26 protein-coding genes and 1 tRNA gene are annotated in these 22,584 nt (G+C 56.1%); 15 read left to right on the top strand and 12 right to left on the bottom strand.

All coding sequences use genetic code 11. The features are described from left to right. Positions 1-4: 4 nt before the first annotated feature. Entirely contained in the window at positions 5-826 is an 822-nt protein-coding gene (locus QXF46_01450) for a hypothetical protein (GenBank protein ID MEM0225522.1), read from the bottom strand. 43 nt (positions 827-869) lie between these two features. On the opposite strand from QXF46_01450, the gene QXF46_01445 reads away from it, so the two are divergent. Further along, entirely contained in the window at positions 870-1,331 is a 462-nt protein-coding gene (locus QXF46_01445; GenBank protein MEM0225521.1) for a hypothetical protein, read from the top strand. A gap of 234 nt (positions 1,332-1,565) precedes the next feature. After that, positions 1,566-2,786, top strand: a complete 1,221-nt coding sequence (locus tag QXF46_01440) for an ORC1-type DNA replication protein (GenBank protein MEM0225520.1) — start codon at positions 1,566-1,568, stop codon at positions 2,784-2,786. On the opposite strand, the gene QXF46_01435 is transcribed toward QXF46_01440, so the two are convergent. After that, complete coding sequence (locus tag QXF46_01435; GenBank protein ID MEM0225519.1) at positions 2,764-4,053, bottom strand: replication factor C large subunit; 1,290 nt, start codon at positions 4,051-4,053, stop codon at positions 2,764-2,766. The two genes, QXF46_01440 and QXF46_01435, sit on opposite strands and share 23 nt — an antisense overlap. Next, a complete protein-coding gene (locus QXF46_01430) occupies positions 4,043-5,038 on the bottom strand; it encodes a replication factor C small subunit (protein MEM0225518.1) in 996 nt (331 codons plus the stop codon). Before QXF46_01430 ends, QXF46_01435 begins: the two co-directional genes overlap by 11 nt. 99 nt (positions 5,039-5,137) lie before the next feature. On the opposite strand from QXF46_01430, the gene QXF46_01425 reads away from it, so the two are divergent. Both QXF46_01425 and QXF46_01420 read left to right on the top strand, forming a co-directional pair. Continuing rightward, complete coding sequence (locus QXF46_01425; GenBank protein ID MEM0225517.1) at positions 5,138-5,380, top strand: Lrp/AsnC ligand binding domain-containing protein; 243 nt, start codon at positions 5,138-5,140, stop codon at positions 5,378-5,380. Then, positions 5,377-6,135, top strand: a complete 759-nt coding sequence (locus QXF46_01420; GenBank protein MEM0225516.1) for a hypothetical protein — start codon at positions 5,377-5,379, stop codon at positions 6,133-6,135. Before QXF46_01425 ends, QXF46_01420 begins: the two co-directional genes overlap by 4 nt. Before the next feature lie 76 nt (positions 6,136-6,211). Here the strand turns inward: QXF46_01420 and QXF46_01415 are convergent, their stop codons facing one another. From QXF46_01415 to infB, 3 genes are read right to left on the bottom strand one after another with little or no spacing between them, the layout of a single operon-like run. Continuing rightward, the gene (locus QXF46_01415) at positions 6,212-7,483 is read right to left on the bottom strand and encodes a translation initiation factor IF-2 subunit gamma (GenBank protein ID MEM0225515.1); all 1,272 of its coding nucleotides are present in this window, start codon (positions 7,481-7,483) and stop codon (positions 6,212-6,214) included. Continuing rightward, positions 7,440-7,832 (bottom strand): 30S ribosomal protein S6e, encoded by a 393-nt coding sequence (locus QXF46_01410; GenBank protein ID MEM0225514.1) that lies wholly within the window; start codon positions 7,830-7,832, stop codon positions 7,440-7,442. The genes QXF46_01415 and QXF46_01410 overlap by 44 nt, the downstream gene beginning before the upstream one ends. A gap of 48 nt (positions 7,833-7,880) precedes the next feature. After that, positions 7,881-9,674, bottom strand: coding sequence for a translation initiation factor IF-2 (gene infB / locus QXF46_01405; GenBank protein MEM0225513.1), 1,794 nt, complete (start codon positions 9,672-9,674; stop codon positions 7,881-7,883). 370 nt (positions 9,675-10,044) lie between these two features. On the opposite strand from infB, the gene QXF46_01400 reads away from it, so the two are divergent. The 7 genes from QXF46_01400 to QXF46_01370 all read left to right on the top strand — a co-directional run bounded on the left by QXF46_01400 (position 10,045) and on the right by QXF46_01370 (position 14,678). Beyond that, entirely contained in the window at positions 10,045-10,791 is a 747-nt protein-coding gene (locus QXF46_01400) for a TrmJ/YjtD family RNA methyltransferase (GenBank protein MEM0225512.1), read from the top strand. Positions 10,792-10,821: 30 nt separating this feature from the next. Beyond that, the gene (locus QXF46_01395; GenBank protein ID MEM0225511.1) at positions 10,822-11,352 is read left to right on the top strand and encodes a 50S ribosomal protein L16; all 531 of its coding nucleotides are present in this window, start codon (positions 10,822-10,824) and stop codon (positions 11,350-11,352) included. Continuing rightward, positions 11,333-12,037 (top strand): DUF2192 domain-containing protein, encoded by a 705-nt coding sequence (locus QXF46_01390; GenBank protein MEM0225510.1) that lies wholly within the window; start codon positions 11,333-11,335, stop codon positions 12,035-12,037. Before QXF46_01395 ends, QXF46_01390 begins: the two co-directional genes overlap by 20 nt. Positions 12,038-12,063: 26 nt before the next feature. Next, positions 12,064-12,774 carry an ATPase domain-containing protein gene (locus QXF46_01385; protein MEM0225509.1) on the top strand — a complete coding sequence of 237 codons (711 nt, stop codon included), beginning with the start codon at positions 12,064-12,066 and terminating at the stop codon, positions 12,772-12,774. 143 nt (positions 12,775-12,917) lie between these two features. Beyond that, positions 12,918-13,220 carry a DUF424 family protein gene (locus QXF46_01380; protein ID MEM0225508.1) on the top strand — a complete coding sequence of 101 codons (303 nt, stop codon included), beginning with the start codon at positions 12,918-12,920 and terminating at the stop codon, positions 13,218-13,220. 5 nt (positions 13,221-13,225) lie between these two features. After that, positions 13,226-14,305, top strand: a complete 1,080-nt coding sequence (locus tag QXF46_01375; protein MEM0225507.1) for an NMD3-related protein — start codon at positions 13,226-13,228, stop codon at positions 14,303-14,305. Between the two features lie 37 nt (positions 14,306-14,342). Continuing rightward, the gene (locus QXF46_01370; GenBank protein MEM0225506.1) at positions 14,343-14,678 is read left to right on the top strand and encodes a translation initiation factor eIF-1A; all 336 of its coding nucleotides are present in this window, start codon (positions 14,343-14,345) and stop codon (positions 14,676-14,678) included. A 124-nt stretch (positions 14,679-14,802) separates the two neighbouring features. On the opposite strand, the gene QXF46_01365 is transcribed toward QXF46_01370, so the two are convergent. After that, positions 14,803-15,591, bottom strand: coding sequence for a serine protein kinase RIO (locus QXF46_01365; protein MEM0225505.1), 789 nt, complete (start codon positions 15,589-15,591; stop codon positions 14,803-14,805). 224 nt (positions 15,592-15,815) lie between these two features. Here QXF46_01365 and QXF46_01360 point away from each other — a divergent pair. Then, positions 15,816-15,927 (top strand) — tRNA-Pro (locus tag QXF46_01360). Between the two features lie 72 nt (positions 15,928-15,999). Then, positions 16,000-16,494, top strand: coding sequence for an Lrp/AsnC family transcriptional regulator (locus tag QXF46_01355; GenBank protein ID MEM0225504.1), 495 nt, complete (start codon positions 16,000-16,002; stop codon positions 16,492-16,494). A gap of 95 nt (positions 16,495-16,589) precedes the next feature. Here QXF46_01355 and QXF46_01350 read toward each other — a convergent pair whose 3' ends face one another. The 3 genes from QXF46_01350 to QXF46_01340 form a co-directional block, all read right to left on the bottom strand. Continuing rightward, positions 16,590-17,027 (bottom strand): Lrp/AsnC family transcriptional regulator, encoded by a 438-nt coding sequence (locus QXF46_01350; protein MEM0225503.1) that lies wholly within the window; start codon positions 17,025-17,027, stop codon positions 16,590-16,592. A 71-nt stretch (positions 17,028-17,098) separates the two neighbouring features. Next, positions 17,099-19,009, bottom strand: coding sequence for a beta-CASP ribonuclease aCPSF1 (locus tag QXF46_01345; GenBank protein ID MEM0225502.1), 1,911 nt, complete (start codon positions 19,007-19,009; stop codon positions 17,099-17,101). A 19-nt stretch (positions 19,010-19,028) separates the two neighbouring features. Further along, positions 19,029-19,667 (bottom strand): proteasome subunit beta, encoded by a 639-nt coding sequence (locus QXF46_01340; GenBank protein MEM0225501.1) that lies wholly within the window; start codon positions 19,665-19,667, stop codon positions 19,029-19,031. Between the two features lie 56 nt (positions 19,668-19,723). On the opposite strand from QXF46_01340, the gene QXF46_01335 reads away from it, so the two are divergent. Together QXF46_01335 and QXF46_01330 are read left to right on the top strand one after the other, a co-directional pair. Then, complete coding sequence (locus QXF46_01335) at positions 19,724-20,158, top strand: UPF0179 family protein (GenBank protein MEM0225500.1); 435 nt, start codon at positions 19,724-19,726, stop codon at positions 20,156-20,158. A 32-nt stretch (positions 20,159-20,190) separates the two neighbouring features. Continuing rightward, positions 20,191-20,349, top strand: coding sequence for a DNA-directed RNA polymerase subunit P (locus QXF46_01330; GenBank protein ID MEM0225499.1), 159 nt, complete (start codon positions 20,191-20,193; stop codon positions 20,347-20,349). Here QXF46_01330 and speB read toward each other — a convergent pair. Then, the gene (speB, locus tag QXF46_01325; protein ID MEM0225498.1) at positions 20,346-21,218 is read right to left on the bottom strand and encodes an agmatinase; all 873 of its coding nucleotides are present in this window, start codon (positions 21,216-21,218) and stop codon (positions 20,346-20,348) included. The genes QXF46_01330 and speB overlap by 4 nt on opposite strands. Beyond that, positions 21,202-22,545, bottom strand: a complete 1,344-nt coding sequence (locus QXF46_01320) for a cyclic 2,3-diphosphoglycerate synthase (GenBank protein MEM0225497.1) — start codon at positions 22,543-22,545, stop codon at positions 21,202-21,204. The genes speB and QXF46_01320 overlap by 17 nt, the downstream gene beginning before the upstream one ends. Between the last annotated feature and the right edge of the window lie 39 nt (positions 22,546-22,584).

Below are 22,584 nucleotides of genomic sequence, written 5' to 3'. Positions count from 1 at the left end.
CGCCTCAGGCGAACATGAGCAGGACTTCCTGGTACTCTCGATCCAGCATCACGGGAGGTTGAAGCAGGAGGAGCTGCCTTTGCCTGAGGACCTCCTCGAAGAGCTCTGGGTCGAGCGATCGCTTCCTCAGCAGTCTCAGGGGCACGTTCACTCCCACGGGCCTGGCGGGGATGACGTGCCGCGTGGATTTCGGGGGCATCAGGTAGCCCTCGCGGGCCGCCTTTAGCACGTCGGTTTTGGAGGGTGATGGAGGGAGGATGAGGAGGGGCTTGTGCGTGTACAGTGGCCAGCTTGAGCGGGGGACGTAAGCGGAGGGGCGCTTTGCCAGCTTCTCGAGCATCCGCTCCAGGCTTCGCAGCTTCTCGAAAGCGTCTCTCACCCCCTCGTGCCGAACCACGTAAGCCTGTCTACGGTGGATGACGGCGAGGTCGGACTCCCTCACCGATTCGAGGTCCACCCGCTCCACCTCGAAACCCTCCAGCGCCTTCTCCACGTCTGCGCCCGCCCAGTCGTACACCCGGGCCCACGTGTCCAGCTCCACGAGGGGGCTCATGTAGTCGACCTTGCAGGCCGCGATCAGTGGGAACCCGAGCTCCCTCATCGCAGCCCACCGGTGGGTGCCGTCCAGGATCAGGTTACTGCTCGCGTCCACGATCACCGGGTTCCTCTGGTAGCGGCTGCGCGCAAACGCGCTGACCAGACCCTTCAGGTGCTCTGGAATCACTTCCTCGTGTGGAAGTAGATCGGGCACGCTGCACAAAGCGATCTCCAGCTCGAAGACTCCGGCTCCGAGCGGGATCCTCAGCCTCAAGACGCCTCGACACATGAGGGAGCGGGGGGTTTAACAAGATTCCTGAAGGGCGTCCACCGTGACCGGAGGGCCGAAGCTCCTGGTTAGCACGGAGCGGGGCAAGGAGAAGCGCGTAGCGAGGGATCTCATGGACGCCCTCTACCCCCACGATAGGGGCGTCAAGCTGGAACTCATCGAGGGGGGCATTGTCGTGTACAGCAGCCTTGGCCACGACCACCTCATCGACCTGCTCCAGCAGTACCCAGTGCGGGGGCTTTTGCGCGTCCGCAGGGTTTTAGCCTCAGCCGAGGGTAGCCTCGAAGCAGCTGTGGATGAGCTGCTAGCTCAAGCCGCACGCCTGGGCGTAAAGCTGAGAAATGTCGAGGCCCGAACGGGCGGGCTCTTAGATAGGCGCAAGTTGGAGGAGCTCATAGCGCTGCGAGCGAGGCAGCTGAACCTGACCGATCGAAACGGGGTCAGAGCACGAACCGTGTTGCTACGAAGAGATGAAGGGAACTGGTTGCTCCTGCTCGCCGTCTAGTCTAGAAAGCGCGCTCGTAAGTAGTAGCCGCGCTTTTCGATCCGGGGGACAGATACATATTCGACGCGGTTACAGGCACGGGACCCTCAGCATTGGTACAGGCATCCTTTTACGTTTTAAAAAGGGGTTTTTACCTACCGATGCCTCACTCGTGTTCCACACCGGCTGCGGTAAAGTCTTTAAGCAGCTCTGTTTGATTCTCTCTTACTAGAGCTGAAGGTTAAGGTAGTGGGAATGTCCTACGACGGTCTATGGGTTGGAAGTAGGATCTTCCGGGACGAGAGCAAGCTGCAGGTAGACTACATCCCGAAAAACCTCCCGCACAGGGAGGAGCAGTTGAGGCAGCTGAGGGAGTACTTCAAGCCCTTCCTGGCGAACCCTGGCTCAGTGTTCGTGCGAGTCATACTCGTGGGCGATGTGGGTACGGGTAAGACGGCTGTGGCCAAGAAGTTCGGTGAAAGCATTGATGGTTTGAAGACCCGCGGGGGCGCAGTAATCAGGTACTCCTACGTCAACTGCCACGCAAACCGCTCATTCTTCTCGGTGCTCCAGAAGATCGGGAGGGATCTGGGTTTGAACGTGCCTCGGCGCGGTTACTCCAGGGAGGAGCTGCTGTACATGATCTGGAACCACCTTAAGAACGCCAACAAGTACCTCGTAGTCACGATCGATGAGGCGGACTACATCGCCGGGGGTAGGGAGGATACCTTGTACAACTTGACGCGGCTGAGCGAGGTAGTCGGCGATACCGTCCACAGGGCTGGTATAATGTTTGTCTTCCGTGACCTCCAGTTCCTGATCCTCGACCCCTCGATACAGAGCACGCTGCAGCATAACCTCATCCGCTTCTACCCCTACACCTCGCAGCAGCTCATGGACATCCTGTGGCGGAGGATTCTCGAGGAAGGAGCACTGTACGAGTCGGCGGCCAGCGACGAGGTGATAGGGATGATCGCGGAGCTCGTGGGTTACGATAAGGGTGGCAGGGGGGATGCGAGGCTGGCAATCGAGCTGCTCTACAGGGCGGGGAAGTACGCTGAGAGTGAGGGGAGGAGCGTTATCGAGCCGGAGGACGTGAGGAGGGCGTACAGCGACATCATGCCGATCCCCAGGGAGGTTCTCCGGAACTTAAAGCTGGAGGAGAAGCTGCTACTACTCGCTCTCGCTCGGCTGCTACAGCGCAAGAGGTTCGTAAGCAAGATCCCGATGGGGCTGCTAGAGATGGAGTACCAGGAGGTGTGCGAGGAGTACGGGGTGCCGCCGAGGCGGCACACGACCGTGTGGGAGTACGTGCAGAACCTTAAGAGGATGGGCATAGTGTCAGCGGAGCGCTCGGGCAAGGGGCAGAGGGGGAGGACGACCCTCGTGGGCTTGTCCGCAATCCCCCTGCAAACGCTGGAGCGGGAGCTCATAGCGATGGTGAGGGAGGAGATTAAGCGCGGCGCCTCGGCCTAGAGGGGGCGGCCGGTTTAGCTGGGCGGCGCTCAACTCCGAGCGCTTTGAATAGGGTGTCGGGGGGTATCCCGAGGCTCTCAGCTATCCTAGAGCCCCGCTCAGGATCGTTCTCGCAGATCAGCTTCAGAAACGGGGCGACCTCGAGCATGACTGTGCGGAGCGACGTGTGGCAGGCGCGAGCAATCGCCCGAAAAACTCTTAGCTTCTCCTCCCTCTCCTCCTTCGTCGATGCGAGCAGCCTCAGCTTCTTGGGGAACTCGTACTTGACGAACTTGAAGGGGGGCTTATCCCGCGCTGATGCTACACCGACCGTCATTAGATCCAGCGCGTAGGGGAGGAGGGTCCAAGCCTGCCTCCTCTTTATCCGGGCCAGCATGACGTCCGCCTTCGAAAGCGCGTCGTAGGCGTCGGAGATCGCTGTAAGGCTGGGTGAGTACTGGTGCGGGATGTTCTCGTTGAGCCAGAGCATCAGCATCTCGTAATCGAGGGATGGCATGCTAAGAACGGAGCGGGCTGCCTCAGGACGCTTAGCGGTCAAGACGGCGCGCACGACCTCGAACATGTTCAGCTGCTTAGCGCGGTAGCCGAGGATTTCAAGGTCCTCCAGCTTCACGCTCCTCCGCCCCTCAGCAATCGACTGGAGGTCATTAATAGCGGCCCTCAAATCGCCCTCGCTGTTCTCAGCGATAGCGTCGAGAACGGCCGGGTCGCACTCTACAGCCTCCTTCTTGCAGATCTCGCTGAGAACCTTCATCACGTCCCGCTTGCCGAGCTTCCTGAACTCCACCATTTCGCAGTAGTTCCTAAGCTCTCGGAGCTTTGGATCCCAAGGGTCGTTAGCCGTCAGCACCACGGGGTAACGCGACTTCTGGATGATCTCAAAGATCGTTTCAAGCCCTCCTCTATCCGCTCGCGGGTCGATACCGTCCACCTCGTCGAGGAGGATTATCTTACCCCTAGCGCCGGCTAAAACCCCCTCCGTGGCAGCTCTGAGGACCTTCCTCCGCAGCGCTTCTGAAGTTCTCACGTCGCTGGCGTTCACCTCGACCAGTTCCAACCCCAGCTGGTTGGCGGCCGCTTGGACGAGGCTGGTCTTGCCGCAGCCAGGCGGGCCGTAGAGGAGGATCGCCTTCTTATCGGGAGGGTTTCCCGCCAACCACCTATTAAGCCAGGCGACGAAAGCCTTCTTAGCCTCAGGGTTACCGACGACGTCGTCGATCTTCCTCGGCCTGTACTTCTCAACCCAGATGCCGACTCTAGCGGACATTATGGGCTCCCTTCCCTACCAGCGCTAGCTTAGCCAGAAGGGCGTTTAGCTGGATCTCGTCGTCCGCGCCCTCAACAAGCCTGTAGTTGACCTCCCCTATAAGCTCCATTACTTCGAGGCGCGATTTATCGTCCAAATCCAAGCCCCCCCTGGCGGAGGTCACCTCCCTGTAGATTAGCTTGACAACGTCGACGCCCGACAAGCCGTAGGAGTACAGCAGAGTCCTCAGCCTCTCCCGCGCCCCGAGGAAGTCCCCGGAGAGCGCCAGCTTGAGCATTTCCCGCACCTCAGTGGGCGTCACCTTCCCGATAGCCTTGTAGACGGTGTCCGCGTCAACCACGCTGGCTATGGCTGCCGCCGCTTGCAGCGTATTGATGGCTTTCCTCATATCGCCGGCGCTTTCCTCCCAGATCGCTTCGAGGCCGTCCCGCGTCACCTTCACCCCCTCTCTTTCAGCAATGTAGCTGAGCCGGCCGATGAAGTCCTCCTTAGGTATCGGCTGGAACCTGAAGATCGCGCATCTTGACTGTATCGGCTCAATGATCTTCGAGGCGTAGTTGGCGATGAGGATGAAGCGGGCCGTCCTAGAGAAAAGCTCCATCGTGCGCCTCAACGCCTGCTGAGCGTCGCCGGTCATGTTGTCCGCTTCGTCGAGGATTATCAGCTTGTACGGGACCTCGCCGATCGGCATCGTTCTCGCGTAATCCTTAATGCGCGTCCTAATCACATCAATGCCCCTCTCGTCTGAAGCGTTCAGCTCCAGGGTGTTATCGCGCCAGTGCTCTCCGTACAGCTCGTACGCCACGCAGAGTGCTGCAGTCGTTTTACCCGTGCCAGGGGGCCCGACGAAGAGAAGGTGCGGTATGTTCTTGTCCTTCACGAACTCCTTCAACCTCGCAACGATCTCCCTCTGATCTACCATCTCATCCAATCTGCGTGGCCTGTACTTCTCCACCCAAAGCTCGGGAGCTTGATCAATGCTCATAGCCTACTCGCACCAACCTACTGGCTGGAGAATATATAAGTAGCTTTGGAGCAGACTGCCCCGAGCAAGGAAACTTAAAAATTAGGCCGCTATCTAGGGTTGAGACTCTTGAAGAGGCCGGTGCTAGCGTTCGTGTTGGCGACGATAAGGACGGGCATGGAGTACGACGTAGTGTTCAAAGCCAAGGAAATCAAGGGCGTTAAGGAGGCTTACATCACATACGGTGCTTGGGATGCCGTGATAATAGTGGAGGTTGATTCGCTCAGCGAGCTCGATAAGGTTGTAACAATGATCCGCGGTATCCCGGGTATCGAGTATACAACGACGTTGGTGGGAGTTTGAACGTACAAAGGGTGAAGGCTCTCGGGCGCTTAGCACGCGCCTTCACAAAAGCCCTCGCGAGAGCTGGAAGAAGGACGGTCCAGATGTACCTCGAGCCTTTTAAGCTTGTTGAGGAAGTGAAGTTCTCGCCGGACGCTTCCGCACCAGCCATCCTGCTCTCTATCACCTTCGCGATTCAGACCCTGATCGCTGCTCAACTGGTGACTGGTGTCACGATTGTCGCGGATGGCAAGAGAGAATCACTGCTCGACATGTTTTACTCGAACATCGCAGGCTACGTCTCGATGAGAGCCGCCACCCTTTTCGTCTTCTGGTTCATACTCTTCGTCATCTACTGGTTCATAATGTACATCTTCGGCTCAAGGATCGAGGGATTTACTGTATTCTCCGCGACAGGCTACATCCTCTCTTCTCAGCTTCTAGCATTCTCTGTCTTCTTAGTGTCCTACGTGATCGCATCACGAATCGTTCCCGCTATAGAACTCGTAAGCCAGCCCGGCGCTTACCCGAGACTTCTCGCTTTAACGGCCTACCTGTACAGGCTTGACCTTACCTCCTCGCACATCGGCATCCCCCTTCGGTACCTTCTCGATGCAATGAGCTACTTCGGAACGATATGGAACATGATTCTCACGCTCCTAACCTTCAAGGTGATTGGCGATCTAAGCTGGAAGAAATCGATTGCTGGTATGGCAGCTGCAATGGCAGTATCCTGGCTTCTCGCCAGCTTATTCAGAGCAGCGGGAATGCTCTAGGATTCGCGTAGCGCAATTCAGCGAGCACCGGCTCGGGGTGATAAGCGAGAACACCCGGCTTAATAGATCAAGGTTGCTAGCCGAGTATTCTACCGTACCCTATGAGCCTCCACCGTCCCTCGATCTGGCGGCTTATAGCAACCGTTGCCCCGGGGAACGCTGAGACAGGTGACCTCAACGAGAGGGATGCTGTATCACCCTTGGTTGAGGTTACGATGCCAACTGTGACCGCCGTCCCCACGTTGAGCATGAGGGGTTCACCCCTCCTGAGCTGCTCCACGCGAATCTCTCTCTCGAAACCCACGATGCGTTCCATGAGCTGGTACTCAACCTCCAGCTGGTTGTACACTGGTGGGGTCTCTCCCGGGCGCCCAACTACGCATCCCATGAGATTATCCCCTTTCGTCATGCTGGGGTCCAGCTTCGTCCCTACGCCTATCAACCCTCCAGGGTAGGCTACGTCCAACTCCTCCTCACCAGACCTTAAGCTGGTTATCTCAGTGATAACCGGCTCGTACCTCACCTCCCCCCTACGCACCTGAACCTTGATGCCGGGCTTGATCTCAATCTCGTCGCCCACTTCGAACTTGCCTTGGATTACCATCCCACCGATCACACCCCCTTTGATCTCCTCCACGGATGTCCCGGGCTTGTTCACGTCGAAGCTCCTTGCAACGAGCATGAGCGGCGGCTTACTCAGGTCCCTGGAGGGGGTGGGGATGTACCTCTCGATAGCCCATATCAGAGCGTCAATATTGACCCGGTGCAGTGCCGAGACAGGGATTATCGGTGCCTTCTCAGCCCACGTACCGGAGAGAAACTCCTTGATCTCCTCGTAGTTCTCCTTGGCTCTCTCCTTCGGCACGATGTCTACCTTGTTTTGCACAACAATCAAGTTCCGAACGCCCGCAATCGATAGGGCCATGAAGTGCTCCTTCGTCTGTGGCCTGGGACAGGGTTGCGACGCGTCGACTAACAGTAGGACGCCATCCATCAGCGCCGTACCAGCTAGCATAATTGCCATGAGCATTTCGTGGCCCGGGACATCGACGAATGAGATCTTCCTGACTGGAACAAGCTCGCTCCCGCAGTACTTGCACTTACCGTCCCGCGGAGCTGTCGCAGAAGTGTAGTACGCCTGTGGCGGCGGGCAGGAGGGGCACTTCAGGATGGTGGTGTCAGCGTAGCCTAGCTTTATCGTTATACCTCTCTTCAACTCCTCCGAGTACCTGGAGGTCCAAATTCCCGTTAGGGCTTCAACTAGCGTCGTTTTACCGTGATCCACATGGCCAGCTGTCCCTATGTTAACCAGGGGTTGACGAAGCTCCACTCCCTTCTCCAACTTCATCACCGCCTTCGACGATTATCGTGTTTATCTGGACTATGTCCTCCGTAATCATGTTGCCGCGAACGAATTTACGCCTTCTCTCGCCCCTATCCTTCGGGTGGTAGCCCGGCGGACGTGAAAGCAGAAGGTAGCGCTTCACTCCGCCCGGCAGGAAGGGTAGCATCGGCTCTCCCGCTTTCCCCGAACCGCCGGTGATCTTTAGCTTCAAACCGGGTTTTCCCACTATACTTCCGTCGAAGACATCGCCGATGCGAAGGCCTATCAGCCTGGCCGCGTTCTGCCCCGTAACCTCTACCTGCTCCGAGCGCCCAGTTTTCGGATTCGCTATAACGACCTTGAACGAGACCATCGGCAGACTGCCCCTTTAATGGTATTTGAAATTTTGCTGGCGATTGGGCTATGGGGGCAGCGTATCCAGGAAGCCTAGTTTGAAGGCCCGGAGGCTCTTCAGGAGAGCTACCTCCTCTTCGCTCAAATCCCCTGCGAACTTCTCAAGCAGCTTGTTGATGTGCTCGAGGGGAACGTCCACGTAGAGGATATCACCCTCCTTAACCTGCCTTCCGATGATAACTTTCCCCCGGATCGAGACCGCAACTTCCTGTCCTTTGACCGCTTCATCGACCGGCTTTCTCTGCACCTGTATCTGCATGACCTCACCCACCTCCCGACCCTCCCTCGTTATGAGAGGGGAGCCTCGGCGCACTCTACCTGCAAGGACTTTCACTCCCACGATCGCTGGGTCACTCCTCCTGAACACGTAGCCGGGGAGGAGCTGGATCTTCCCGGGAAGAATCAGCCTACCGAGCTCTGCCCTCTTCTCGCTCTCCCTCTCGCTCTCGTACCACTTCAAGTACTCCTCGACCAACTGGTAGATTATGTTGCTTTGGAAGATCCGTATACCGCGAGCCTTCGCTTCAACTTCGCCCTCCTCTGTGACCTTTACGTTGAAGGCCAAGATGACCGCTCTAAATCTATCAGCGTTCTTGACGATTTCAGCCTCTACCACGTCACGCTTCACGACCGGCCCCACGTCCGCATACCTCACCGGCACGTTGAACCTGCGTAGGTAACCGACGAGAGCTTCTAGCGTCCCCAACGTATCCGCCTTAACGACGACGCCCACAGTGTCTCGCGCGACTCTGACGGACTTTACCTCCTCCTCGACTTCACCGATCAATCTTTTCACTTCCTCATCTGTAGGGGCGGCTAGAAATGGGGCACCGGGGATTGCTCCGTCAAGGTCTGGGGCGGCTACAAGAACTCCCGCGGCCGCTCTCACCTCATCCATCAGGTAGAAGCGGTCCTCTGGCGACCTCATCTCGTCGAGCGGCTTGGGCATGAGAATCGCTCTAACTCGCGTCACAATCGTCTTCTCCAGGCCCCCTACGACAACGGTATCCCCCTTCCTTAGAACACCATCGTACAGGATCACAGCCACGGTAGTCCCCAGACCGGGCGTCTCCTTCACTTCGAGCACTACCCCCTTTGCCGGGCCTTCTGCTACGTGGAGCCGGTTGATCAAGTACCTCTGGGCAAGCCCTGCCAGAACCAGCATCAAGTCTGCTATGCCCTCGCCCGTAAGCGCGCTGATAGGGACTATCGCGACAGTCTTCGTGAAATCCCTGATCCTGTCGTACCTATCCGCCATGAAGCCCTCCTTGTTTAGATCAACGATAACACTCGCGAGGAGCTCTTCAAGCTTCATCTGCACGTCGGGATCCTGCAGCGCGAAACTCTGAACGAACGGGGCTCCAGGGTGGGGCTCCCAGCCGGGGATCCTATCAATCTTGTTTGCCGCGACGATGAATGGCACTCGCCTCGACTTCAGCAGCTCAATCGCCTCGTAGGTCTGCTTCTCGAACCCTCTGTTTACGTCCACGACGAGAATCGCAAGGTCAGCTACGCTACCACCCCGCCGCCGGAGGTTCGAGAAGGCCTCATGGCCGGGCGTGTCTATCACGAGGAAGCCCGGTATCTTAACCGTTGTGCGGAGCTGCTTGGTTAGCGGAGCACACATGCTCTCGAGCGCGCTCCACGGTAGGTACGATGCTCCGATGTGCTGCGTCATGGTCCCCGGCTCCCTCCTCGCAACAGCCGTTCCCCTTATCTTGTCCAACAGTGTCGTCTTCCCAACATCTACGTGGCCCAGTACTACTAGGATTGGAGACCGCAAGTGTGCTGCCGGCTGCACATGACCACCGGTTTCACGAGTCCCCAGCAGCTTAATATTTATATGGGGGCCGCAGGCCACCGTTCTACGAGTGATGACGAAGAGACGATTGGACCGGTGATATGATCTGTCTCGGCTGACCAGCCACCTTCACCTTCCATCCACCTTTCCGCGTAGTACCGCCCCCATCGCCGCTTGAGATTCACCGACCAGCGAGTTGAACTGTCGATTAAGCTCGATCACCACCTCTGCCTTTTCTTTTATCCTACCTCGAGCTTAGTGGCCACTAAGAGGCTCTCACAAAAACAGTTTGCTCCTACGAACTATCGTTCGCGCCGAGTTAAACTTCCAGCTAGAGTCAACGTTTTGAGCTCAGTCGCTCAGTGGCTACGTGCGCCTCAACAACGTTTCGGTAGCGTTCGTCGAACCCCTCTACGAGATCAACGTGGGTTACGTAGCGCGTTGCATGAAGAACTTTGGGTTAACAAGGCTGATCCTTGTGAAACCCAGATGCCGCATCGGCGATGAAGCCTACCGTTTCTCCGCTCACGCTCAAGATGTTCTCGCGAACGCGCGCATCGTCGATGACCTTGCTCAGCTAAGGAGGGAGTTCGACCTTATCGTAGGCACCACCGGTGTCGCCACGAGGGATTTCGACCTCGTGCGCCGCTGGATCCCTCCGGACCAGCTCGCCAGAAGGATAGCCGAGCAGGAGGGGAAGGTCCTGCTCGTGCTGGGTAGAGAGGACATAGGTCTTACGAACGAGGAACTCTCCCTCTGCGACATCGTTTCGATCATCCCGGCAAACCCCGAGTACCCGATAATGAACGTTTCCCACGCGGCCGCAGTCTTCTTCTACGAGATCTACAAGCAGACGGTCCAGACAGCCCCGGCGTGGCAGCGGGAAAGGATGCCTAGAAGGGAGGAGCTGGAGGTACTCCTGCGGTACCTCAAGCTGCTCCTCCTGGAGCTGGGGGAAAGGGAGGATCGAGCTGAGAGAGCGTGCCTCATGATGAAGAGGCTTCTCGGCGGCGCGACCCCCACTGACGCCGACGTTAGGATGCTACTCGGTGCATTGAGAGGAGCGTACGAGCGCATACAAGCTCTCAAGGCCTCGGAGCGACCACAACGCATATAACCGATGAAAGCTTGAGCAGGGAGAGCAGCCATGCCGCTTAGACCCGGAAGGTGCTACAGGAGGTTCGATACTCCACCCTACACTAGGCTGGAGTACATCAAGAGCATACCGCCCGTCACAATACCGAAGTTCGAGCTGGGCAACCCGAAGGGCGAGTTCGAGTACACGTTGAAGCTGGTGACCATGAAGCCCGGGCAGATCAGGCAGAACGCTCTGGAGGCTGCGAGGCAGATAGCCAACAAATACCTGTCCACGAAGCTGGGCGAGCAGAATTACTTCATGAAGATAACGGTGTTCCCCCACCACATAATTCGGGAGAACAAGATGATGGCCATGGCCGGAGCCGACCGTCTCCAGGACGGCATGCGCCTCTCCTTCGGCACGCCGATCGGTAGAGCGGCGAGAGTGGAGGCGGGACAAGCCGTACTGCTGGTGAAGGTCAACAAGAGCGGCCTCGAGCACGCGAAAGAAGCCCTACGCAGAGCATCGTCCAAGATCTCGCTGCCCTGCAGAGTTGAGATCGAAGCCAGGGGGCGCACGAGTGAAGGCGCTGCACTCTGAACGAATCAACGCCTGCCTCGACCTCATCTCTAAAGCCCTCCGGGGCGAACTCCGCTCGAGGGAGGATCTAGTCCTCGAGCTCGAGAGAATCTACAGTCAGAGGGGCATCGAGCCGATAAGGGGTCGCACCAAGATCAACATCTTCGATAAGGAGGTTTGCACCGTCTACGTAGTCGCGAGGTACGGCCTGGGTCTCGACCCTAATGAGTACAAGGACTTCTACGAGAAGTTCCTCAACGTAGAGCTGAGGGCTGAGCGAGCTGCTGAGCGCTTACTCGCCGGTGAGGGTGAGAGGGCAGTCGCAGAGGAGATGGGGGTTGTGGATGAAAACGCGGTGTTCCGAATCGCGAGGCTGGAGGCGACGGCCGTCCTGATGGGGTTCAAGTCCGAAGAGCGGCTTTCCACCCTTCTTGCTAGACTCGAGGAGGCTTTCCCCCAGCTTGCGCAGAAGATCCAGGGCTTCAAAAGGTTCTTCATCGCATTCGCCGTGGCACAGGCCATAGCCGTCGGCAAAGTGACAACGAGGTTTGAGAAGGAGACGTTGAAGCACGCGCTCTGCATCAAGCTCAACGCATCAAAGGCGGCCCCCTCAGACGATTTGATCGGGGACATCGCCATCAACGTTTTAGGTGCTAGCGAGAGACTTGTCTACAATGCGCTCTCCTTAAAACACCAACCCTATTGAGGTGTAAGGGAGGGAGCTTGGAGCTCGTGGAGACGGGCATCGAGGGCTTAGACGATGTCATAGGTGGGGGCTTCATAAAGGGGAGGACGTACCTTGTTGCCGGCGAGACTGGTACCGGGAAGACCCTCTTCTCGCTCAACTTCCTGCTGCATGGCATTGCGAAGGGGGAGAGCGGTGTCTATCTCCTGGTGGACGAGGAGTACGAGAGCTTCGTGGAGGGCGCGAAATCCTTCGGCTGGGACATCGAGCCGCTGATAAAGACCGGGCAGCTCTACGTCGTTACTCTGCTACCCGATTTCATCGAGCGTGTGCGAAGTAAGCCTGTGGAATCGGTGGTCGACTCCATTGTGAGCAACTTGAAAGAGGCTGTTGAGGAAGTGGGTGCCGAGAGGCTAGTGATCGACCCTATCGCCCCTCTGGTGGTGGAGGAGGAGAGCGTTGTGAAGATGCGGGACTACGTCAGGAGCTTGCTAGTGAGCATCGAGCGGAAGATAGGGGCCACTACTTTAATCACCTCGGAGATCCCAACGGGTTCAACTCAGCTCAGCCGCTTCGGAGTTGAGGAGTTCCTGGCGGCAGGAATCTTAGTGCTAGGCCTCCGTTACGTGGGTAACAGGTACACGAGGACGATCTGGGTGAGAAAGATGCGGTGGAGGCCGGCTGATCCTGCAGTCTACGAGTTTCAGATAAAGCCCGGGAAGGGCATCGTTGTTTTGAAGGATAGGAGGCTAGCATAGGGGCCTCGGCTCTGGTGTCGCTCATCAGGGGGCAGCTATACCAGCCTTCTTCATAGGCCCGTTTTCATGTCCCCCCGGGTAAGATCAACTTTGCGCTACCGAAAGAACATTTTTAACCTTGACACGCTCGATGTTTGTCGCGAATGAATGCATGGTGCTACGTGAAAGTGCACAGGCAAGGCGGAGATATGCTGGTGGCTGTGTGCGATGAAGAGCTTCTCGGGAGAGAGCTCGATACCGGTAGTTTCAAGCTTCCGATACGCCCGGAGTTCTACGCAGGTGAAAGGGTGCCTCTTGATCGCCTCTGGGAGTACCTTGAGGGGGCGACAATGATTAACGCGTTTGGCGATAGGGTTGTCTCTGAGCTCGCGAAGCGCATACCGATCATCAACTTAGCAGCGGTAAGAATTGGCGGGGTGCTGCACGTACAGTTGATACTGAGGTGACGGGCTTGGCGCCGGGGAAAAATGACCTCCTGTCCAGGTTATGCCCCGTCTGCGGTAAAGAGGTTAGAGAGCTCTACAACGGGGTTTGCGAAGAATGTTTCAAAGCAAGGTGGAGCTCCGTTGAGGTGCCCCACACAATCGAGGTGACAGTGTGCAAGGTGTGCGGGGCTTACAAGCTGGGGGGTAAGTGGAGGAAAGCGACTGGGGGCGACCCTATCGTCGAGGCTGTGAAGGCCGAAGTGAAGAGGAGAGGAAAGACCAGGGGTAGGATCCGCTCTTTGGATGTGAGCCTCGTGGAGGGGGATCGCGTGACAATCAGAGTGGTGAGCACCCCTGAGGAGAGCGTGGCGCCTCAAGAGGAGTTGCACGAGGCTGCACTGCACGTGCAGTGGGCTCTGTGCTCAGATTGCATCATGGCAAAGTCGAGGAGAGAAGCCGCACGCATCCAGGTGCGGGCTAGGGGGAGGCCCTTAACAGCCAGTGAGGTGGAGGAAGTCAAGAGGATCGTGGAACGAGGCTTAAGCGCTAGATGGCGTGGGAGCCTCGATCTGTTCGAGGTGGAGGAGAGGGAGGGAGGTGTCGACTTCGTATTCTCCTCTCAACCCAGCGCTCGACTAGCTGTGAGCGCGCTAAAGCGCGAGCTCTTCGCTTCCATTCTGGAGACTCGTAAATCTGCTGGCAGCGTATCGGGTAAGCCTGTCGCCAGGATTACTCTAAGAGTCCTTCTACCGGGTTTCAGGCCGGGTGACATCATTGAGTTTGAGCAACGAGTATACTACGTCCTTGAAGTCGCGCGGCAAGGCGTGAGAGCGCTCTGCTTACAGACGTACGACGAGCGCACGTTAAGCAACGTGAGGCAACTGATCGAGAGGAGCCGCGTTATACTCAGAAGGGAGGAGCTGGAACCCGCTATTGTAGCTTCTGTAACAGGCGAGAACGTCGATGTGGTACTCACACGCTCTCGCAACGCCATCTCCTTCGCGCTCGCTAAGAAACCGAGCTGGCTGATCGAGGGGGGGCAAGTGATGCTGGCCTTCATTAACGGCCGGGCGTATCCAGTTCCGCTCGTCCGACCAGCCAGGTAGCGCAAGATATAAAGACAACGAAAACGCGCGAACGTTCGTGCCTAAAAGAAAGGGAGAGGAAGAAAGGAAGGACAGTATGCCGCTGCCCAACGGTAAGGACATGCTACTGGGCGTTATCCAGCAGTTCCTAGGCTACGATCGAGCGAGAGTCCTCTGCGAGGATGGAAAGGTCAGGCTATGCAGGATCCCTGGGAGGTATAAGAAGAGGGTTTGGATGAAGGTGGGAGACGTCGTACTCGTAGCCCCCTGGGAGTTCCAGCGTGACGAGAAGGGGGACATCATATACAGGTACTCCGGCGGCGAAGTCCAGAAACTGGATAGCATGAGACTCACAGAGGGGCTCAAGAAGGTGCTGGAAGGCACATCCATGTGACGCAACGCTCGTAGCGCCCCTTAATACCGGCAGGGAGGGGCTTCAGGAGACGGTTAGGTAATCGGGGATCTGAGCCGGACTTGCCTGGCGGGATTACACCACCGTTTTAGGCCTGTGCCTGCAGCTACCGCTCTTGCAAGCACTGTTGCAGGAAATTCCTGGGATCACCCGTTTCAACGCCGAGTCTAGCGAAGTAGAGGAATATGTTACGAATATCCCGCTCTAGGAACTCCAGAGCTCTCGGATGCCGCGTGTCAACTGCTGAGCCGAAGTCGATGAGCACTAGCTCATCTCCTCTTACCATAACGTTATACTCGGATAGATCCGCGTGCACGAGCTTGGCCTTTCTGTATAAAGCAATAATGTACTGTTTCAGGGTTTCAAAAGCAGGGGCGGGGTCGTCGAGCTCTACGTCCTTCAGCAGCGGCGCCGGTCTACCGCGAGCTTCCGGATCTCCGATGAACTCCATGACCAGTATGTTGCCGTTCCTAGCGATCGGGCGGGGAACTCTCACCCCAGCTTCCCAAGCCCTGATCAGATTCCTGTACTCCTTCGAGCACCACGCTTCAACGATTTTCCTTACGTCGCCCCTAAGCCTCCTGAACCTGGGATCACCCTCTAGGTAGGCTAGCCTACCCCTTCGAAATTCCGAAGCTGTTACGAGGTAGATCTTCAGAGCAAGATCCTCGTCTTGCGAACCTTGAGCCCAGTATATCCTCGCCTCCTTCCCGGCCGCAACTGCCCCGTAAACCCTCTTTATGACTCCATCATTCAATAGCTTGTAGAGCGCCATCAAGGTTCTGTGATCAAAAACCTCTTCCACAACTTCCAGAATCCTACTATCCTTCACCTTTTTTTCACTTTTCATTTTCTTAACGAGCTTATCAGTTATCTCATCCTCGCTCCATCGCATCCAAACGGAAAAGAACCGGCTGTTTTAAACTGTTTGCTACAAGGTGGCTACCCATCCGCCCGCGGTTATTCGCTCGAGCACGCGAGTTTCGATGGTTCTGAAAGGCTTCAGCGAAAGTTGACGGTCAGGCTCTTTCCTGTTAGACACTCTGATGTCGGGGCAGAAATCTCTTCAGCTTACACTGGTGCAGAAAATTCTTAAGCTTGCAACATTAGAGCAGCAAAGGGGCCGTAGTCCAGCTTGGTAGGATGCGCGGCTCGGGAGGCTTAGCCTCGGGATCCCGCGTAGGTTGAGCGCCGCGGAGGGACCCGGGTTCAAGTCCCGGCGGCCCCACCACAGGGTCTTCAGATCTTCTGAAAAGGCACGTACCGGGGAAAATCTAAAGTGGCCGCCGGAGCCGATTAGCGTATGCAGTTGGATGAGCTGGATAAAGTTTTGCTTCGCTCGCTGCTAGCTAACGCGAGAGTTCCTCTATCCGAGGTAGCGAAGAGCATTGGGGCGGCTAGAACAACGCTGAGTGAGAGGCTTGATAGGCTAGAGCGGGAGGGGGTCGTAAAGGGGTATAGGGCAGACGTAGATTTGCGGAAACTCGGTTACAAGTACGTCGCTTTTGTACTCGTTAAGGTCAGAAGGACGGGGGGTCTTCGAGGCGATAAGTCGAATCAGGAGCTACTGGCAGAAAAAATCGTTGAAGATTGCTACACTCGGAAGGGCCTCCCCTGGGTTGAGGAGGCTCACATAATTACTGGCGAGTACGATCTCCTTCTCAAGGTGTGGGCACGAGAGTGGGATGAGCTGACCTCGTTTCTGATAAGGTACATGCCGGAGCACAGTGACGTAGTGCAAACTCACACAATGCTAGTGTTGAAGACGATACAAGACGATAAGCGTCCTCCCATCTAGCAGCTAAAATCCCAGGTTCCCTGTTGGATTACCAAGAAAGACTAAAATAAAAATATTAAATTTACCTTTTCAATTTATTACTTTAATTTATTACTTTATTCTTTAATCATTTCCAGAACTAGTGACGGCATTACGTCGCGTGCGCCGTACTTGTTCTTGATCTCGTTTACGAACTTTTCTAGCTCAATGTTGTCTTTGGCCCAGTAGTCCACGATTACCATGTGATCGCCGGATGTAACGGCCAGGAACTTGACCTCCGGCAGTTCCGTGAGAGCCTTAATCACTTCAAGGAGCCTAGCAGCTTCAACGTTGAAGCCTATGATAGCTCTAGCCCTGTAGCCCAGCTTCGAGTGGTCCAGTCGGAGCCTGTAACCCTTTATTATGCCCTCGTCCTCTAACCTTTTCAACCTCTTCCTAATGGCAACGTCGCTCATGCCGACCTTCTCTGCTATCCTAGTTAACGGCATTCGGGCGTTATTTTCCAGCATCTTTATTATCTCCAAGTCCTTTTCATCTATTACCGAGCTCATCATGTAAGTGCTTAGAGGCTGCAGTATTTTAATTTTTCTCTTCAATAAACTGTTGAATAATCATTCGATTCTATCTAAACAGCTCTGATCGATTCAAGGTTTTCAGGAGCGTATATCTCCACGTTGGGGAAGAGCCTCTCAAGACTTTTAGCGAACGTCTTCATTTTGTTCCTCTCGCCGTGGTTCAGGATTACCTTCCTTGGCGTCGGTGTTACCCTCTTCAGGTAAGATACAAGCTGCCTCCTGTCGCTATGCCCGGAGAACCCCTCAACCCTGTACACGTGCATTTTCAACTCCCTCAGCTCTACCCTCCCACGGCTGTCCACGAACGTGAGTTCTCTCAAGCCTTGCAGTATCTTCCTGCCCAGCGTGCCTTCCACCTGGTAGCTCACGAAGACGAGCGAGCTCCGCTCATCCTCGGCTAGGAGCTTCAAGTACTCCATCACGGGGCCTCCTGTCAGCATTCCTGAAGTGGCGAGTATGACGCAGGGTCGAGCTTCGATGACCTCCTCCCTCTCCTCACCTTTCAAGACATGTACGTTGGGCGCGGTGAACGGATTAACTTTCCGGTATATCATTTCGCTGACCGTGGCGTTCAAGTACTCAGGGAAGACGGTGTGGATAGCATTAACCTCATCTATCATCCCCTCGATGAATATCGGGACGGTCGGTAGCTGGCCAGCCTCCATAGCTAGCCTGAGCGCCAGTAGGACTTCCTGGGCCCTACCAACTGCGAGTACCGGAATTAGTACTACTCCGTTTCTTCCTATCGTTTCTGCTACAACGTCTATCAGCTGCTTCGTCGCTTCGTCTCTACTTGGTAGGATATCGTCCTTCCCGCTGTAGGTGGCCTCTAGTATTAGGACTTCAAGCCTGGGGAACTTGAAGTCGGCCGCGTCGAGCATCAGCGTATGCTCGAACTTGAAGTCTCCCGTGTAGACTATGTTGATGAGGCCCTCGCCGATGTGGAGGTGGACCATAGCACCGCCCAGGATGTGGCCGGACTTGTATAGGGTTAGCTTCACATCGGGGGCGATGTCCGTCACTTCCCCGTAAGCGAGAGGGTATGTGTGAAGAACCGCCGTCGCAATATCTTTTTCGCTGTAGGGTAGCGGCCTACCCTCTCTACGAGCCACCCTAAGGTAGTCTTCCTGCACGAGCTTCATCAGGTAGAAGGTAGGCTCCGTCGCGTAGACTAGGCCGCGGTATCCGTACTTGAAGAGGTATGGTAGTGCTCCGCAGTGGTCTAAGTGGGAGTGCGTTATCACAACCGCATCCAGCTTGTCGACGTTGAATTCGGGAACCTCGAAGAACGGGTACTCATCCGCGTTCGAGGTGGGCTTTATGCCGGCATCGAGGAGTATCTGGCTCTCGGGAGTTTGTATTAGGATTGCACTCCGCCCGACCTCCTGGAAGCCACCCAACCCGATAATCCTTACATAGTTGTTTTCGAAGAGCTTCACGCGGAAGATCCTTCCTCCCGTCTGCTCCAGAAGGCTAGCGCGATCCTCCGCATGAACCCTGAATAGCTCCCTAATCTCCGTAATGCTGGGCGAGCTGAGCGCCGGAGCTCGCAGAATGCGCGGGTGCCAGCCTGTCCTTCTGAATATCTCCCTTCTCGTCTCTCCGCTCTTACCGATCACGTACCCAGGTTTCTCGGCTTCGATCTCAACCTCGCCTAACTCCTCGTTGAAGTATATCCTGCGAATCCCGGCTTCCGGAGGTACAATGCTCCTAATCTCCCTTTCAGCCTCTTGCGCCTTTAGCCTAACAGCCTGGTCAGCTCTAACAACTATCCTTTTCTTTATAGTTTTTACTATCTCTTTTATCAACTTTTCTTCTTCGCTTATGAATATATCGGGTCTTCTTGTGTAAATCGCTATGCGCGGTCCCTCGAATTTTATATTTGTGACCTCTGCTTCAGGCGGTATCAATTCTAATATTTTCCTCCTAAGGTCCAATACAGTGCCTTTAAGAGCCTCCATAGCACCTATCTACCCTCCTTTACAGGATTTCCTCGCCTCGAATTACTCGTACACCGTCCTTCGCCGTTACCACCGCCACGTCCACTCCCTCGCCGCTCCCAGGATCCCTTAAAGTCGCAGCTCTAACAGCTCGTATAGCGAGCTTTACCGCTTCTTCGGGGTTCATGCTTTCTCTGTACTCGCTCTCTATGAGACTGATGGCGTAGGGGGTGCCCGAGCCCGTTGCAGTGTACCTTTCCCGCGTGACAGTGCCGAGCCAGTCGAGGCTGAATAACGCACCACCCTCGTAGTCGACTCCTCCGATTAGCATCTGAACCACTATCATCGGTCTGCTCCTGAAGAGTATCGTCGAAGCCAGGGTGGCGATCGCTTGGACGCTAATCGGCTCTCCCACGTTACTCCGGTAGAGCTTCGCTTCTGCCCTCAACCTTTCGACGAGCCATTGAGCGTCGCCTACGTAGCCGGCTATTGTGGCAGCGATGTGCTCATCGATCTTGTGTATTTTTTCAGCCCTTTTGTGCGCGATAAAGGAGCCGCTGGTAGCCCTCCTATCCGCCGCTAGAACTATGAAGTCCTTAAAGGCCATGCCTACGGTTGTCGTACCCTTGAGCGGTTCCACGCCCAGGTAGGGTTTACCACTTGAAAAGGCAGGTTGCATGGTCTTCCAGCGTACTAGCGCGTCACAGCTTAAAAAACATGTCGCCACTAGACCTCGTGCCTAAGCTGGCGATGGTTCCAGAGCCCCAAGCGTCCCGCGGCTTCATTTTCAGAGCGGTAATCGATCCCAGATGCTTCGGGTGCGGCTACTTTTCGGTTTGCTCGAAGAACTTGAGGCAAGGATGGCGTTATAGGGTGCTTTCAGTCAGGAGAGTGGCGCACGTTTGCCCCATACTGGGCGAAAAAATGTACGTTGTTGAAGTGGAGGAAGCTCCACTTCGAGTGGTTGTCGATAGTAAGGTGGCGATAGCAGGTTTGAAGCTTCGATACAAGCGAGTTGCTTGCGACGAGAGAAAGTGCACTATCCGGAGTCACTGCGCCCAGGCACCGCTTCTCGACGGAGAGGACGTAAGGGTGGTCGGGGTGCTTAACCGCGTTGAGTGCCTGCGCGGGCTTCATCTAACCCTTGTCGAGCTCGTCCCAGCGGAGTAAAAGTTCTTATACGTCAACGGGCTTGGGCTTCTGTGTCAACAGAGGAGAGAATGTACAAGTGCGCTAAGTGCGGCAAGGAGTTCTCCAAGTCCGAAATGGAGATACTGCCGGGCGTCAAGTGCCCCTTCTGCGGCTGGCGGATAGTGATAAAGCTTCGTGCACCCACGATTAGGAAGGTTAAAGCAGTTTAGCTCCGGGTCAAGAGGATTAGGCATCTCATTAGGAGCTTCGCTGCAATACGGCTGGTCAAGTCGTTTACATCGACTAGAGGGTTAACTTCGACTATATCGAGGCCCACCACTTCCCCCTCGAATACCAGCGAGAGGATGTCCAATACCTGGTAGTAGTTTAAGCCGCCTGGTTCTGGACACCCGACGCCTGGAGCTACTGATGGGTCAAGGACGTCGATATCGATGCTCACGTAGAGTGGCCCGCTCAACGTGCTCAGCGCGGCTTCGATCTCGCTTCTCCCGGCCCAGGGGTGCAGAACAGTGACTCTGTCGTCCAGGGATAGCGCTTCGACCTCTTCCTTTGAAAGAGCGCGTGCGCCTATGACTACCGCCTCCTTCACCAGTGCCTCTCTAGCCCGCCTCAGCACAGTTGCGTGGCTGAGCCTATCCCCACGTGGGTACTCGTTACGGTAGTCTAAGTGCGCATCGAACACCACCATCGAGATGGGATGCCCCATGCCGCTGAGCGCCCCCAGCGTTACGGTGTGGTCACCGCCGAGGCACGCAATCAACTTTCCTCTCTCGCGCAGCTCTTTAACAACCTTCGATACATCCTTGATCATTACTTCGGGGTTCAGGGATGTCACAACGTCCCCCACGTCGGCTACTGGAAGCTCCTCCGCGTTAACCCTCAATTGGGGATCAAAAGCTTCAAGCGCGTGAGACGTTTCCCTCACTCGGGCTGGAGCGTAGCGGCAGCCAGGTGCGCAGGTTGAGCTACTGTCGTAGGGTACGCCCAGTATAACCGCCCTGGCGCTCGCTGGGTCGCTCGAGAAGCCGAGGAAAGTTGGTCTTCTCGGCTCAACCAGGAAACTAAGGTAATCTACCATCGGCCCTCATCCTTTTGACAAAAGAGAGGATGATCTCCGCGAGCCTCCCAGGCTCGTTTATTTCGAATCGGACCTTAACAACCGGCTTGTTGAGCTTCATATACCTGGAAAGATCGCTGGGGGTTCCAAGAACCACAGCGTCCGCTGGCACGCTGTTAATCACCGTTTCCAGCTCTTTCATCTGTGTGGGCCCATACCCCATAGCAGGGAGCACGGGGCCCATGTGCGCGTACTCCTCGTACACCTTCTTCAAGCTTCCTACGGCGTAGGGCCGCGGATCAACGGGGATCCCCCCGAACTTCACCGCTGCCACGTATCCAGCAGCATAGGGCATATGCCCGTGCGTAACCGAAGGCCCATCCTCTACCACTAGGACCCTTCTGCCCTTCACGAGCTCAGGGTTACTGAGGTAGACCTCAGAAGAAGCCTGAACAATCTCGGCGGAGGGATTGAGCTTCCTGATCCTCCTGATAGTTGCTTCGACCGCCTCTCGGTCAACCATGTTAACCTTGTTCACGACGATCACGTCCGCTAGGAGCACATTCACTAGGCCGGGGAAGGAGAGTTCGTGGCCTTGCCGCGTAGGATCGGCAACCGTCACATAGAGGTCCGGCTTGATGAAAGGCCAGTCGTTGTTCCCACCATCCCAAACTATGATGTCGTAGGGTCCCTCCTCAATCTCCTTCAGGATCTCTGCGTAATCGACCCCCGCGTAAACCGTCGTACCCTCCACAACGTGCTGCTCGTACTCCTCCCTCTCCTCGATGGTAAACGTGTGAGCGTCCAGATCCTCTAACCGGCTGAACTTCTGGACTCTCATCGCTTCTAAGTCGCCGTACGCCATTGGGTGCCTCACCACAACAGGTTTGAGGTTCGCCCGCTTTAGCACACTCACGATGTAGCGGGAGGTAGTGCTCTTCCCGGCTCCTGTCCGCGTAGCCGTGACTGCGATGACGGGCTTCGAAGCCTTCAGCATCGTTTCTCTGGGTCCGAGCACTCTGAAGCTGGCTCCGGCAGCTAGCACCCTGCTTAGCTTCACGAGGACATCCTCGCAAGTGAGATCGCTGTACGCCAAGACAACCTCGTCCACGCGCAACTCCTGGATTAGCCTTGGAAGGTCATCCTCGCTGTAAATGGGTATCCCCTTCGGGTACAGCGGACCCGCCAGCCCTGGGGGGTAGACTCGTCCCTCGATGTTTGGGATCTGAGCGGCCGTGAAAGCCACAACCTCGTAATCGGGGTTCCCACGGAAGAAGATGTTAAAGTTGTGAAAATCGCGACCCCCCGCCCCCATGATGATGACTCTTCTCCGGTTACCCCCCGACATCTTGACCCTCTTACGCCAATCACTATAAACTTCGCCACC

It is taken from the genome of Thermofilaceae archaeon, assembly GCA_038731975.1.
Lineage (GTDB): Archaea > Thermoproteota > Thermoprotei > Thermofilales > Thermofilaceae > JANXEW01.
The sequence above is the reverse complement of the archived record's forward strand: the minus strand, read 5'-3'. Positions and strand labels throughout refer to the sequence as shown.